Below are 13,912 nucleotides of genomic sequence, written 5' to 3'. Positions count from 1 at the left end.
GCCGGGGCAGCAGGGTCTGTTCTCCCGGTTGAAGGACGCGTTCAACGGGCGCTGAGCCGTGGCCGCCGGGGCGGCCCCCGCGAAGGGGACGGGTGGATTCGGACTTGTTCGGAGGACGTGACAACATGCCGTCATGTCCTCCGCGCTGACCGATCTCTTCCCGCTTCCGATCGTGCAGGCCCCCATGGCGGGCGGCGTCTCCGTGCCCCATCTCGCCCAGGCCGTGTCCGAGGCCGGCGGGCTGGGGTTCCTGGCCGCCGGGTACAAGACGGCCGACGGCATGTACCAGGAGATCAAGCAACTCCGCGCGCTGACCACCCGCCCCTTCGGCGTGAACCTGTTCGTGCCGCAGCCCGAACACCCCGGCGCGGGCACCGGCTCCGGCGCGGCGGCCGGCGCCGCGCTCCCCTCGGCGGGCGCGGTCGAGATCTACGCCCACCAGCTGGCCGGCGAGGCCGCCTGGTACGAGACCGAGCTCGGCGACCCGGACAGCGGCCGCGACGACGGCTTCGACGCCAAGCTCGCCGTGCTGCTCGACAACCCCGTGCCGGTGGTCTCCTTCCACTTCGGCGTGCCGAGCCGCGAGGTGATCGACTCCCTGCACCGCGCCGGCAGCTACACCCTGGCCGCCGCGACGACCCCGGAGGAGGCCCTCGCCGTGGAGCGGTCCGGCGCCGACGCGGTCGTGGCGCAGGGCGTGGAGGCCGGCGGCCACCAGGGCACGCACCGGGACGTCCCGGAGCACAACGGCGCCGGTATCGGCCTGCTCTCCCTGGTCGCCCAGGTCCGCGAGACGGTGAGCATCCCGATCGTCGCCGCCGGCGGCATCATGCGCGGCGGGCAGATCGCCGCGGTGCTGGCGGCGGGCGCGAGCGCGGCCCAGCTCGGCACGGCGTTCCTCGTCACCCCGGAGTCCGGCGCCAACGCCGTCCACAAGCAGGCGCTGACCAACCCCCTGTTCGTACGTACGGAGCTGACCCGCGCGTTCAGCGGCCGGCCGGCCCGCGGCCTGGTCAACCGCTTCATGCGCGAGCACGGCCCGTACGCCCCCGCCGCCTACCCGGAGGTCCACCACCTCACCGCCCCGCTGCGCAAGAAGGCCGCCGCCTCCGGCGACGCGCAGGGGATGGCGCTGTGGGCGGGGCAGGGCCACCGCATGGCGCGCGAACTCCCGGCCGGACAGCTGGTGGAGGTCCTCGCCGCCGAACTCGACGTGGCCAGGACAGCGTTGTCGGGCAAGGGGGACCTGCGATGACCGCGCCCGTGTTCCTGATCGACTCGCTGGCGGACGCGGCCGCCGGGACGGTCCTCGAACTGGCCGGTCCCGAGGGCCGGCACGCGGTGTCCGTACGACGGCTCCAGCCCGGTGAGGACGTGGTGCTGACCGACGGCCGGGGCCGCGGCGCGGCCGGCGCGGTCGTCCGCACGGAAGGCAAGGACCGGCTGTTCGTCGAGGTCGCCGAACTCCCGGTCGAGCCCGAGCCGGTGCCCCGGATCACCGTCGTCCAGGCCCTTCCCAAGGGCGACCGCGGCGAGCTGGCCGTCGAGACGATGACGGAGACCGGCGTCGACGCGATCGTCCCCTGGGCGGCCGCCCGCTGCATCACCCGGTGGAAGGGCGAGCGGGGCCTGAAGGCGCTCGACAAATGGCGCGCCGCGGCCCGCGAGGCCGGCAAGCAGTCCCGCAGGCTGCGCTTCCCGGAGGTCGCGGACGCGGCAACGACCAAGCAGGTTGCCGCACTTCTCGCCAAAGCCGACTTCGCCGCCGTCCTGCACGAGGACCGCGCCCGCGCCGGCGCGCCGCTGGCCACCGCCGAACTGCCCGCCGCGGGTGAGATGGTGCTGGTCGTGGGCCCCGAAGGAGGCGTCAGCGAACAGGAGCTGGCGCTCTTCGAGGAGGCGGGCGCGAAGGCGTACCGGCTCGGGCGCAGCGTGCTGCGCACATCGACCGCGGGCACCGCGGCGACCGCCCTGCTGCTCGGCCGCACCGGACGCTGGTCCTGAACACCCCAGAGGAACGCCGTGGAACTCGCCCAGGTCAGACTGCTCGTCAGCGACTTCGCCGCCTGCTACCGCTTCTACTGCGAGGTCCTCGGCCTCAAGCCGCAGTCGGGCGCGGCCGAGGGCCCCTACGAGAAGTTCAGCCCGGCCACCGGCTCGGCGGGCATCGCCCTGCAGGACCGGTCGATGATGGCCGAGATCCTGCAGGAACTGGGTGACACGGCGACCGGCCACCGCTCCCTGGTGGTGCTGCGGGTCGACGACCTCGACGCCTACTGCGAGCAGATCACCACCCGCGGCGCCACCCTGCTGCACGGCCCGTCCCCCATGACGGAACGCATGCGGGTGGCCCACCTCAGGGACCCCGAGGGCAACCTGGTGGAGCTCCAGGAGTGGCTGCTGCTGCGCGGCTGACCCGGCGCCTTTGTGACCGTATGCGCTCTACCGCCCGGCGGAACTCGGTGGCAGTCTGCCGTCCATGGGGGCGTTGAGGCAGATCTGGCGGCGGCCGCGGGGACGGCGGGTCGCGGCCGCGGTGGCCTGTGCGGCGGCCGCCGCGGGCGGGGCCGTGGCCTGTGATCCCAACGGGCTGAGCTCCGCGGCGGTGGCGTACACCACCGACCGGACGGCGACCGCGGCGCTGAAGGCGCAGCACGTCGACGTGCAGTGGCTCAGCTGCACCGCCAACTACGGCAACAACCAGGCGTCGAGCCGGGCGCCTTCGGCGAGCGAGACCACCGTCGCCAACGTCGACTGCCAGGGCCAGACCAAGGACGGCAAGGACATCACCGTCACGGGCAAGGTCACCCGGGCCGTCGACGGCGCCTGTGTGCGCGGTGACCTGACCGCCAAGGTCGGCGGCAAGGTCTGGTTCCACGTGAGCGGGCTCGGCAACTGCAACGCGACGCCGTCGCCCATCATCAACAACCCCTCCAACGGACAGCGGCCGGGCGCCACCGCCACCGTGACCGTCACCAGGACCATCTGGTGCAAGGGCGACCCGCAGTGCTGGCCGGTGGCGGGCAAGTGATCCAAAGGCCTGGCTGCGCGAGCCGCGGCTGCCTAAGGTGATCGGGTGACTCAGCCCGCCGCCACGGCCTCCGCAGCCTCCTCCGGATACCTCCGATTCCCGCACGTGCGCGGCGACTTGGTGACCTTCACCGCGGAGGACGACATCTGGCTCGCCCCCGTCGACAGCGGCCGGGCGTGGCGGGTCAGCGCCGACGACGTGCCGGTCTCCACGCCGCGCATCTCGCCCGACGGCACCACCGTCGCCTGGACCTCCGCCCGCGACGGCGCCCCCGAGGTGCACATCGCCCCGGTCGACGGCGGGCCGTCCAGGCGTCTGACGCACTGGGGCAGTTCGCGTACCCAGGTGCGCGGCTGGACCCCCGACGGCCGGGTCCTGGCGATCACCACCCACGGCCAGGCCGGCCTGCGCCGCTCCTGGGCGCACAGCGTCCCGCTCGACGGCGGACCCTCCACCCTGCTGCCGTACGGGCCCGTCGGCCATGTCGCCCACGGGCCCGCGACCGTGCTGCTGTCCGCGCCGATGGGGCGCGAGGCCGCCTGGTGGAAGCGGTACCGGGGCGGTACGGCCGGGAAGCTGTGGATCGACCGCGAGGGGGACGGCGAGTTCGTACGGCTGCACGAGGACCTCGACGGCAACCTCGAGTTCCCGGTGTGGGCGGGGGAGCGCATCGCCTTCCTCTCCGACCACGAAGGCGTCGGTGCGCTGTACTCCTCCCTCGCCGACGGCTCCGACCTGCGCCGGCACACCCCGCTGGAGGGGTTCTACGCCCGGCACGCCTCCGGGGACGGCACCCGGGTCGTCTACGCGTCCGCCGGTGAACTGTGGCTCCTGGACGACCTGGACGGGGCCGAGCCGCGCCGGCTCGACGTGCGGCCCGGCGGGCAGCGGGCCGACCGGCAGTCCTTCCAGGTGGACGCCGCCCACTGGTTCGGCTCGGCCGCCCCCGACCACACCGCGCGCGGCAGCGCGGTCGCCGTGCGGGGCACCGTGCACTGGGTCACCCACCGCTCGGGACCGGCCCGCGCGCTCGCCGCCGCACCCGGGGTACGGGCCCGGCTGCCGCGCACCTTCCGGACGGAGGGCGAGGAATGGGTGGTGTGGGTGACGGACGCGGAGGGCGACGACGCCCTGGAGTTCGCGCCCGCCACAGGCCTCGCGCCGGGGGCCACGCCGCGCCGGCTCGCCGCGGGGCAGCTCGGCCGGGTCCTCTCACTCGCCATGGCGCCCGACGGCAGCCGCGCGGCGGTCGCCGCGCACGACGGCCGGGTGCTGCTCGTCGAGCGCGAGACCGGCGAGGTCCGCGAGGTCGACCGCAGCGACGACGGCGACGTCACCGGCCTGGTCTTCTCACCCGACTCGGCCTGGCTGGCCTGGTCCCACCCCGGCCCCCGCCCGCTGCGTCAGCTCCGCCTCGCCAACACCACCGACCTGTCGGTCACCGAGGCGACCCCGCTGCGCTTCCAGGACTACGCCCCCGCCTTCACCCTCGACGGCAAGCACCTGGCGTTCCTGTCCAACCGCTCCTTCGACCCGGTCTACGACGAGCACGTCTTCGACCTGGCCTTCGTGGTCGGCGACCGCCCGCACCTGATCACGCTGGCGGCGACGACCCCGTCCCCCTTCGGCCCGCAGCGGCACGGCCGCCCCTTCGAGGCACCGGACAAGGACGAGACCCCCGACAGCGAGGGCGTGCCGGCCACCCGCGTCGACCTGGAGGGCCTCGCCGACCGCATCGTGCCCTTCCCGGTCGAGGCCGCCCGCTACTCGAACCTGCGCGCGGCCAAGGACGGCGTCCTGTGGCTGCGCCACCCGGTGCAGGGGGTCCTCGGCTCCTCCCGGGCCACCCCGGACGACCCCGACCCCAGGACCGAGCTGGAGCGCTACGACCTCGCCCAGCACCGCCTGGAGCACCTCGCCGCCGACGCCGACCGGTTCGCGGTCAGCGGGGACGGCAAGCGGATCCTGCTGTGGACGGACGGCCGGCTGAAAGTGGTGCCCAGCGACCGGCGGGCCTCCAGCGACGACGACAGCGACACCAACGTCACCGTCGACCTCTCCCGGATCCGGCAGCGGATCGAGCCCGGCGCCGAGTGGCGGCAGATGTACGACGAGACCGGCCGCATCATGCGCGACCACTTCTGGCGGCCGGACATGAGCGGCGTCGACTGGACGGGCGTCCTCGACCGCTACCGGCCCGTGCTGGAACGGGTCGCCACCCACGACGACCTCGTCGACCTGCTGTGGGAGGTGCAGGGCGAACTCGGCACCTCGCACGCCTACGTCCTCCCGCGCGGCGGCCACGGCCACGGGCCCCGGCAGGGCCTGCTCGGCGCCGACATCTCCCGGCACGGGGACGGCAGCTGGCGCATCGAGCGGATCCTGCCGACGGAGACCTCCGACCCGGCCGCCCGCTCCCCGCTCGCCGCACCCGGCGTCGCGGTACGGGCCGGCGACGCGATCGTGGCGGTGGGCGGCGTCCCGGTGGACCCGGTCACCGGGCCCGGGCCGCTGCTCGTCGGCACGGCCGGCCGGCCCGTCGAGCTGACCGTCTCCCCGGCCGGCGGCGGCGACGCCCGGCACGCGGTCGTCGTCCCCACGGCCGACGAGGAACCCCTGCGCTACCACGCCTGGGTCGCGGACCGCCGCGCCCACGTCCACGAGCACTCCGGCGGCCGCCTCGGCTACCTCCACGTCCCCGACATGCAGGCCCCCGGCTGGGCCCAGATCCACCGCGACCTGCGGGTCGAGGTCGCCCGTGAGGGCCTGGTCGTCGACGTCCGGGAGAACCGCGGCGGTCACACCTCCCAGCTCGTGGTGGAGAAGCTGGCCCGGCGCATCGTCGGCTGGGACCTGCCCCGCGGCATGCGCCCCTCCAGCTACCCGCAGGACGCGCCGCGCGGCCCGGTCGTCGCCGTGGCCGACGAGTTCTCCGGCTCCGACGGCGACATCGTCAACGCGGCGATCAAGGCCCTGGGCATCGGCCCGGTGGTCGGGACGCGGACCTGGGGCGGCGTGATCGGCATCGACAGCCGCTACCGGCTGGTCGACGGCACGCTCGTCACCCAGCCCAAGTACGCGTTCTGGCTGGAGGGTTACGGGTGGGGGGTGGAGAACCACGGCGTGGACCCGGACGTGGAGGTGGTCCAGCGCCCCCAGGACCACGCGGCGGGCCGGGACGCCCAGCTCGACGAGGCGATCCGCATCGCGCTCGCGGCCCTGGCGGACAATCCCGCCAAGACACCGCCGGGCCTGGACTGACGCCCCTCGATCACGCCCCGATACGATGCCCCGGTACGCGACCGGCCGGCTTTGAGGAGAGCACATGCCAGGGGAGCCGCAGGACGACTGCCTGTTCTGCAAGATCGTCGAAGGTCACGTCCCGGCGACGATCGTCCGGGAAACGCCGACCACCGTCGCCTTCCGGGACATCAACCCCCAGGCTCCCACGCACGTCCTGGTGATCCCCAAGGCGCACTACGCCAACGCCGCCGTGCTCGCCGCCGCCGACCCCGCCCTCGCCGCCGACCTGCTGCGCGAGGCCCAGGAGGTCGCCGACGAGGACAAGCTGGAGAGCTACCGCGTCGTCTTCAACACCGGCACCGGCGCCGGCCAGACCGTCTTCCACGTGCACGCCCACATCCTCGGCGGCCGCGGCCTGCAGTGGCCCCCCGGATAGCCACCGGTGTCCGTACGCGAACTGGTCGTCCTCGGCACCGCCAGCCAGGTCCCGACCCGGCACCGCAACCACAACGGCTATCTGCTGCGCTGGGACGGCGAGGGCCTTCTCTTCGACCCCGGCGAGGGCACGCAGCGGCAGATGCTGCGCGCCGGGGTGGCGGCGCACGACCTGAACCGGATCTGCGTCACGCACTTCCACGGGGACCACTCACTCGGGCTGGCCGGCGTCATCCAGCGCGTCAACCTCGACCGGGTTCCGCACGAGATCAGCGCGCACTACCCGGCCTCGGGGCAGCGTTTCTTCGACCGGCTGCGGTACGCGACGGCGTACCGGGAGACGGTCGCGCTCACCGAGGCACCGCTCGAGGCGGACGGCGTCGTGGCCGTCACGGGCTCGTACACCCTCGAAGCGCGCAGGCTCTCCCACCCCGTCGAGTCCTACGGCTACCGGCTGATCGAGCCCGACGGCCGCCGCATGCTCCCCGAGCGGCTGGCCGCGCACGGGATCGAGGGCCCGGACGTCGGCCGCCTGCAGCGGGAGGGCTCCCACGACGGCGTCCTGCTGGCGGACGTCAGTGAGGTCCGCCGCGGCCAGCGGTTCGCGTTCGTCATGGACACCCGGCTGTGCGACGGCGTGCACGCGCTCGCCGAGGGCTGCGACCTGCTCGTCATCGAGTCGACCTTCCTCGACGAGGACACGCGCCTGGCGACCGAGCACGGCCACCTGACCGCCGGGCAGGCGGCGGCCGTGGCCCGGGAGGCGGGCGTACGGCACCTGGTGCTCACGCACTTCAGCCAGCGCTACACCGACGCGGACGAGTTCGAGCGGCAGGCGCGGGCCGCCGGTTTCGAGGGGGAGCTGACCGTCGCGCACGATCTGCTGCGGGTACCGGTTCCGAAACGCCGGTGAAACGTCCGTACGATGCTTCGATGCCCCTCCCCAAAGCTGAACTCCACCTCCACATCGAAGGCACCCTGGAACCGGAGCTGGCCTTCGAGCTGGCCGCGCGCAACGGCGTCGAGCTGCCGTACGCCGACACCGGCGAGCTGCGCGCGGCCTACGACTTCGAGGACCTCCGGTCCTTCCTGGACCTGTACTACGAACTCATGGCCGTCCTGCGCACCGAGCGGGACTTCGAGGACCTCGCGAACGCCTACCTCGCCCGCGCGGCGGCCCAGGGCGTGCGGCACGCGGAGATCTTCTTCGACCCGCAGGCGCACCTCGCGCGGGGCGTGGCGATGGGCACGGTGGTGGACGGGCTGTGGCGCGCGCTGGGCGGCAGCGAGGCGAACCACGGCGTCTCGACCCGGCTGATCCTGTCCTTCCTGCGCGACGAACCCGCCGAGTCGGCCCTGAAGACCCTCGAGGCGGCCGGGCCGTACCTGGACCGGATCACCGCCGTCGGCCTCGACTCGGCCGAGGTGGGACACCCGCCGGCGAAGTTCCGCGAGGTGTACGAGGCCGCCGCGGCGCTCGGCCTGCGGCGCGTGGCGCACGCCGGCGAGGAGGGCCCGCCGGAGTACATCACCGAGGCCCTGGACGTGCTCGGTGTCGAGCGCGTCGACCACGGGCTGCGCTGCATGGAGGATCCGGCGCTGGTGGAGCGGCTGGTCCGGGACCGCGTCCCGCTGACCCTGTGTCCGCTGTCCAACGTCCGGCTGCGCGCGGTCGGCGCCCTCGCCGACCACCCGCTGCCCGCGATGCTCGACGCCGGCCTCCTCTGCACGGTCAACTCCGACGACCCGGCCTACTTCGGCGGCTACGCCGGTGACAACTTCACCGCCGTGGCGGCGGCCCTGGGCCTGTCCGAGGACCGTCTGCGCGAGCTGGCCCGCAACTCCTTCGCCGCGTCCTTCCTGGAGGACGACGAGGAGCGGCGGGCCGGGTACCTCGCGGAGGTGGAGGCGTACGAGTTCCAGACACCGGCCTCCGGGCACTGAGCAGCTAGGCGGCCGTGGTGTCGTAGGAGATCGGCAGGGGTGTCTCCACCGGGATCTCGACGACCGGGAGGGCGGTCCGGCCCACGCGCAGGGCGACCGCCGTCATCGGCACGGCGACCACGAGGAGGCCGAGGGCGAGGACGACGCCCATCACCGTGAAGCCGGCCCGCGCGGCCAGGACGCTGCCGGTCAGCGGGCCGGCCGCCGTGCCCAGCGAGGACGCCGAGCCGACCAGGACCGCCCAGCGGCCGCGCGGGTCCAGGAAGGCGGCCAGGCCGATCACGTACGACAGCACCACCGGGTAGAGCAGGTTCCAGGCGATCTCGCCGCCCGCGAAGGTCGTCAGGTCGGTCGCGGACGCGCTGAGCACGACGCAGCCGGCGATGACGGCGGTACCGGCACCCACCGGGACGGCCCGCCCGAACCGCGGCCCGACCGCGCCCGCGACCGTCAGGCCCAGCAGCCCGGCGCCGAGCGCCGCCGCGAAGACCACGCCGACGGTGGCCTCCGGCAGGTGCGCCTGCGCCAGGCCGATGCGGCCGCTGACGCCCCACAGGGAGTTCTGCGCGAGGGACCAGCAGAGCAGGGCGAGGGCGAGGACCAGCCCGGAGCGGACGTGGGGGAGACGGGTGCCGCCGGGGGCGGTCCGGTGGACGCCGGTACGCCGCGGGAGGCGGCCGGTGAGCGGCCAGGCGGCCAGCGAGGTCAGGGCGATCGCGGCCGGCGGCCCGCCGTGGCCGGGGCCGAGGTGCGGAACGACCAGGTACACGGCGCCCGCGAGCGCGGAGACGCCGAGCAGGCCGGCCGTGGTCGTGCGGTGCGGGTCGGGCTGGGCGGCGATCCGGGCGGCGGCCACCGTCGTCGCCGTACCGGATCCGAAACCGCCGACCAGCGCGCCGAGGACGACGGCCGGGACGCAGTGGGTCAGCGCGGCGGTGCCGTAGCCGAGCGCGGCGAGCGTGAGTCCGGCGCGGGCCAGGGTCCGGGCCCCGATCCGTTCGACGCGCGAGGCCAGCAGGAAGCCGGCCGCCGCCGAACTCAGCAGCAGCGCACTGCCGACGGCACCCGCCTGCGTGGCGGTCAGCGGCAGCCCGGCCTCGAGGCGGCCCACGGTGGTGGGCAGCAGGTAGGGGGCGAGGTACCCGGCCGTGAAAAGGGCGACGAGGGGCCAGGGGATGGTGCGAGGGGCGAACACGGGCGTTCCCAGGGCATGCGGAAGGAGCGGCACAAGAAGGGGGTGTGGGCGCAGGCCGTCGACGGACAGGAACGCGCGAGCAAGTTGTATCAAGCACGCGGTTTGCGGAAGAAGCCCGGAAGGTGTGATGTGGAGCACATGTTGTTTGGTGTGCCGGAGACCGGGTAAACGAGGGCCTCGCATCGGGCCGCGCGGCGGGTGGACCGGGCCCCGGCCCGCGGGGAGCGGGCGCTAACGCCAGTGCGCGGAGCCTCCCGCGCCCGGGGCGCTCGACTCGATCTTCAGCCGGATCTCCCGCATCACCGCGACGATCCGCTCCTGGTGCTCCGGCGTCAGCCGGGCCACCGGCACCGAGCAGCTGATCGCGTCCTGCGCGGGAGTCTCGTAGCGCAGCGCGAAGCCGAAGCCGGCGATGCCGGGGACGGCCTCCTCGCGGTCGATCGAGTACCCGCGGGCGCGGACCCCGGCGAGGTCGGCGGCGAGGGACTCCCTGCCGGTGCGGGTGCGGGGGGTCAGCGCCTCGTACGGCCCCTCGGGCAGCTCCTCGTCGCCCCGCTCGGCCAGCAGGGCCTTGCCGAGCGCGCCCGCGTGGGCGGGCAGCCGCCGCCCGACCCGGCTGATGGTGCGCAGGTACTCGTGCGACTCGCGGGTCGCGAGATACGCCACGTCCCGGCCGTCCAGCCGGCCCAGGTGGATCGTCTCGCCCAGCGCGTCGGAGGCCTCGTCGAGATGGGGCCGCACGACGCGCACCCGCGGGTCGGAGTCCAGATAGCTGGTGCCGGTGAGCAGGGCGTGGAGGCCGATGCCGTAGAGCGAGCCGGTGATGTCCGTGCGCACCCAGCCCCGGCCGATCAGGGTCTGCAGCAGCGCGTACATCGAACTGCGCGGCACGCCCAGCTCGCTCGCCAGTTCCTGGAGCCGCGCGGGCCGGTCGCCGCGTGCCGCGAGCAGTTCCAGCAGCTCGACCGTCCGCGCGGCCGACTTCACCTCACGGACGCCGCCATCTGTCTCCGACATGGGGCGATGGTAGTCGGCCGGTTCCGGACCGTTGACCGCCTCCGTTCGCATATATAAGCCACGTCTCCATACATGGACATGCTGGACGGGTAGTGGGCTGGACGGGTAGCGGAGGGAGACGCCGTGACGGCCGAGATCCAGGCCCGCGCCCACGCGGCCGTCGGCGTCCGCGCCTACTCCTCCGCCGTGCACGCCTTCGCCCCGGAGATCGCCGACGCCTTCTTCGCGGCACTGACGGCCGAGGACGCCGGCACGGTCGAGAGGCTGCTGCGCGGCTTCTACGTCCCGTTCGCCGAACTCCGCGACCGCGTGCCGGGGTACGCCGTCTCGCTGGTGAAGGCCGCGGCCCGGCTGCGCGGCCGCCCCGTCGGCCCTGTACGCCCCCCGCTCACCGACCCCTCGCCCGCCGACCTCGCGGACCTCGAGGCCCTCGTGAGCACCGGACTCGACCTGGTGGGAGCCTCCCTGTGAACCTCGCCCCGACCGGTGGCGGTGGGCCGGCGGCGACCTGACCCGGCGCGAGCGCGGCGACGCGGCGGCGACGCGCGTCCGGATCCCGGCGGGTCAGCGCGGTCGCCCCCCGCCGGGGTGGTGCGGCGGGAGCGGCGAGGTGTCGGTGGGGTGGTGCACACTGGCCTGATCCGCACCATGCCAGGGAGCGCACCGTGATCACGCCCACCGGGAAGGGACCGTCGCCCATCACCGAAGGACCGCAGTGCCAGGCCCAGGTCGACCCCCTGGCGGCGCTGCGCGGTCCGGACGATCCGCCCTGGGACGTCTATCTCACCGGCACCGTCTTCCTCGACATCATCTTCACCGGGCTCGACTCCGCCCCGGTGCGCGGGACGGAGTCCTGGGCGCGCGGGATGGGGTCGAGCCCCGGCGGCGTGGCGAACATGGCCACCGCGCTCGCCCGTCTCGGCCTGAGGACCTCCCTCGCCGCGGCCTTCGGCGACGACCACTACGGCGAGTACTGCTGGGACGCGCTGGAGCAGGGCGAGCACATCGACCTCTCCACCTCCCGCACCATCCCCGGCTGGCACTCCCCGGTCACCGTCTCCATGGCCTACGAGGGCGAGCGCACGATGGTCTCCCACGGCCACGAACCGCCCTTCGAGGCCGTGCTCGACCAGGCCGGCGCCTACGACCGCACGCCCCGCGCACGTGCCGCCATCGCCGCCCTCGCCCCCGGCAGGCGCGCCCCCTGGATCGCCGGGGTCGCGAGCCGCGGCACCCGCATCTTCGCCGACGTCGGCTGGGACGACACCGGCGCCTGGGACCTCGCCGGCCTGCCCGACCTCGAGCACTGCGAGGCCTTCCTGCCGAACGCGGAGGAGGCGATGCGGTACACCGGCGCCACCTGCCCCCGCGCCGCCGCCCACGCCCTCACCGAACACGTGCCGCTCGCGGTGGTCACCCTCGGCGCCGAGGGCGCGTACGCGGTGGACCGGCGCACCGGCGAGACCGCCGAGGTCCCCGCCATCGCCGTGGAGGCCCTGGACCCGACCGGCGCCGGGGACGTCTTCGTGGCGGGCTTCGTCACCGGCACCCTCGCCGGCTGGCCGCTCGCCGACCGCCTCGCCTTCGGGGGCCTCACGGCGGCCCTGTCGGTGCAGGAGTTCGGCGGCTCCCTGTCCGCGCCGGGCTGGTCCGAGATCGGCGCCTGGTGGCGCACGGTGCGGTCGCTGCCCGGCCAGGACCCGGCCGCCCTGCGCCGGTACGCCTTCCTGCAGGCGCTGGTACCGGAGGAGGAAGCCCGTCCGTGGCCGCTGCGCCGGGCGGTGCCGACGATCGGCTTCCGGTCCGCGTAGCGGGCACCGGCCTGTGAAACACAGGGCACGGAAAAGTCCTACGGGCTTGTCACCGCCCCGGCGTACCCTGGAAACCGCCAGGCAGCCAGAGCGGCCAGCGCGCCGCAACGAGGAGGACGAGCAAGGCCTACGAGCCGGCCCATGACTCAGACACCCACAGCTCAGACCCCCGCGCAGGGGCAGGCGAGAGCCGCGTTCACCGTGCCCGCCCAGCATCCGATGGTCACCGTTCTGGGATCCGGCGACTCCCTTCTGCGCGTGATCGAGACGGCCTTCCCGGCGGCCGACATCCACGTCCGGGGCAATGAGATCAGCGTGGTCGGCGATCCGGTGGACGTCGCCCTCGTCTCACGCGTGTTCGACGAGATGATGCTGGTGCTCCGCACCGGACAGCCGATGACGGAGGACGCAGTGGAACGCTCGATCGCCATGCTCAAGGCGAGCGAGAACGGCACGAGCGACGGCCAGGAGACCCCGGCCGAGGTACTGACGCAGAACATCCTGTCCTCCCGCGGCCGCACGATCCGCCCCAAGACGCTCAACCAGAAGCGCTACGTCGACGCGATCGACAAGCACACGGTCGTCTTCGGCATCGGCCCCGCGGGCACCGGCAAGACCTACCTCGCCATGGCCAAGGCGGTGCAGGCCCTGCAGTCCAAGCAGGTCAACCGCATCATCCTGACCCGCCCGGCGGTCGAGGCCGGCGAGCGGCTCGGCTTCCTCCCGGGCACCCTGTACGAGAAGATCGACCCGTACCTGCGCCCCCTGTACGACGCGCTGCACGACATGCTCGACCCCGACTCGATCCCGCGCCTGATGGCCGCCGGGACCATCGAGGTCGCGCCGCTGGCGTACATGCGCGGCCGCACCCTGAACGACGCCTTCATCATCCTGGACGAGGCCCAGAACACGAGCCCCGAGCAGATGAAGATGTTCCTCACCCGGCTCGGCTTCGACTCGAAGATAGTGATCACCGGTGACGTGACGCAGGTCGACCTGCCGAGCGGCACCAAGTCGGGCCTGCGCCAGGTCCAGGAGATCCTGGAGGGCGTCGAGGACGTCCACTTCTCCCGCCTCACGTCCCACGACGTCGTACGGCACAAGCTGGTGGGCCGTATCGTCGACGCGTACGAGAAGTACGACAGCAGGCACGGCACCGAGAACGGCACCCACAAGGGCGGCCGGGGCAGACAGTCCGGGCACAAGGGGCCGTGACATTGGAAAGCGGGAGACCGA

Annotated in this window: 12 protein-coding genes and 1 pseudogene; 11 read left to right on the top strand and 2 right to left on the bottom strand. The window is 73.9% G+C overall.

The genetic code is table 11. The features are described from left to right. The first annotated feature begins 133 nt into the window (after positions 1-133). The 8 genes from ACJ9NR_RS13525 to ACJ9NR_RS13490 all read left to right on the top strand — a co-directional run bounded on the left by ACJ9NR_RS13525 (position 134) and on the right by ACJ9NR_RS13490 (position 8,653). A complete protein-coding gene (locus ACJ9NR_RS13525) occupies positions 134-1,255 on the top strand; it encodes a nitronate monooxygenase (protein WP_412487804.1) in 1,122 nt (373 codons plus the stop codon). Then, positions 1,252-2,004 (top strand): 16S rRNA (uracil(1498)-N(3))-methyltransferase, encoded by a 753-nt coding sequence (locus ACJ9NR_RS13520; RefSeq protein ID WP_412487803.1) that lies wholly within the window; start codon positions 1,252-1,254, stop codon positions 2,002-2,004. Before ACJ9NR_RS13525 ends, ACJ9NR_RS13520 begins: the two co-directional genes overlap by 4 nt. Before the next feature lie 18 nt (positions 2,005-2,022). Continuing rightward, entirely contained in the window at positions 2,023-2,415 is a 393-nt protein-coding gene (locus tag ACJ9NR_RS13515; protein ID WP_412487802.1) for a VOC family protein, read from the top strand. Between the two features lie 64 nt (positions 2,416-2,479). Continuing rightward, positions 2,480-3,031, top strand: a complete 552-nt coding sequence (locus tag ACJ9NR_RS13510) for a hypothetical protein (protein WP_412487801.1) — start codon at positions 2,480-2,482, stop codon at positions 3,029-3,031. Positions 3,032-3,076: 45 nt separating this feature from the next. After that, the gene (locus tag ACJ9NR_RS13505) at positions 3,077-6,292 is read left to right on the top strand and encodes a S41 family peptidase (protein ID WP_412487800.1); all 3,216 of its coding nucleotides are present in this window, start codon (positions 3,077-3,079) and stop codon (positions 6,290-6,292) included. Positions 6,293-6,356: 64 nt separating this feature from the next. After that, the gene (locus ACJ9NR_RS13500; protein WP_412487799.1) at positions 6,357-6,710 is read left to right on the top strand and encodes an HIT domain-containing protein; all 354 of its coding nucleotides are present in this window, start codon (positions 6,357-6,359) and stop codon (positions 6,708-6,710) included. A gap of 6 nt (positions 6,711-6,716) precedes the next feature. Continuing rightward, entirely contained in the window at positions 6,717-7,622 is a 906-nt protein-coding gene (locus ACJ9NR_RS13495) for a ribonuclease Z (protein ID WP_412487798.1), read from the top strand. A 20-nt stretch (positions 7,623-7,642) separates the two neighbouring features. Next, the gene (locus ACJ9NR_RS13490; protein WP_412487797.1) at positions 7,643-8,653 is read left to right on the top strand and encodes an adenosine deaminase; all 1,011 of its coding nucleotides are present in this window, start codon (positions 7,643-7,645) and stop codon (positions 8,651-8,653) included. A 4-nt stretch (positions 8,654-8,657) separates the two neighbouring features. Here ACJ9NR_RS13490 and ACJ9NR_RS13485 read toward each other — a convergent pair whose 3' ends face one another. Both ACJ9NR_RS13485 and ACJ9NR_RS13480 read right to left on the bottom strand, forming a co-directional pair. Beyond that, the gene (locus ACJ9NR_RS13485; protein ID WP_412487796.1) at positions 8,658-9,848 is read right to left on the bottom strand and encodes an MFS transporter; all 1,191 of its coding nucleotides are present in this window, start codon (positions 9,846-9,848) and stop codon (positions 8,658-8,660) included. Positions 9,849-10,079: 231 nt separating this feature from the next. Then, a complete protein-coding gene (locus ACJ9NR_RS13480) occupies positions 10,080-10,865 on the bottom strand; it encodes an IclR family transcriptional regulator (protein WP_412487795.1) in 786 nt (261 codons plus the stop codon). Positions 10,866-10,985: 120 nt separating this feature from the next. On the opposite strand from ACJ9NR_RS13480, the pseudogene ACJ9NR_RS13475 reads away from it, so the two are divergent. The 3 genes and pseudogenes from ACJ9NR_RS13475 to ACJ9NR_RS13465 form a co-directional block, all read left to right on the top strand. Continuing rightward, positions 10,986-11,336 (top strand): annotated as a pseudogene (locus tag ACJ9NR_RS13475) (beta/alpha barrel domain-containing protein); the annotation flags it as partial. A gap of 194 nt (positions 11,337-11,530) precedes the next feature. Then, positions 11,531-12,676 carry a carbohydrate kinase family protein gene (locus ACJ9NR_RS13470; RefSeq protein ID WP_412487794.1) on the top strand — a complete coding sequence of 382 codons (1,146 nt, stop codon included), beginning with the start codon at positions 11,531-11,533 and terminating at the stop codon, positions 12,674-12,676. Between the two features lie 141 nt (positions 12,677-12,817). Next, positions 12,818-13,891, top strand: a complete 1,074-nt coding sequence (locus ACJ9NR_RS13465; RefSeq protein ID WP_412487793.1) for a PhoH family protein — start codon at positions 12,818-12,820, stop codon at positions 13,889-13,891. Positions 13,892-13,912: the final 21 nt, after the last annotated feature.

It is taken from the genome of Streptomyces sediminimaris (assembly GCF_047049295.1).
Taxonomy (GTDB): domain Bacteria; phylum Actinomycetota; class Actinomycetes; order Streptomycetales; family Streptomycetaceae; genus Streptomyces; species Streptomyces sediminimaris.
The sequence above is the reverse complement of the archived record's forward strand: the minus strand, read 5'-3'. Positions and strand labels throughout refer to the sequence as shown.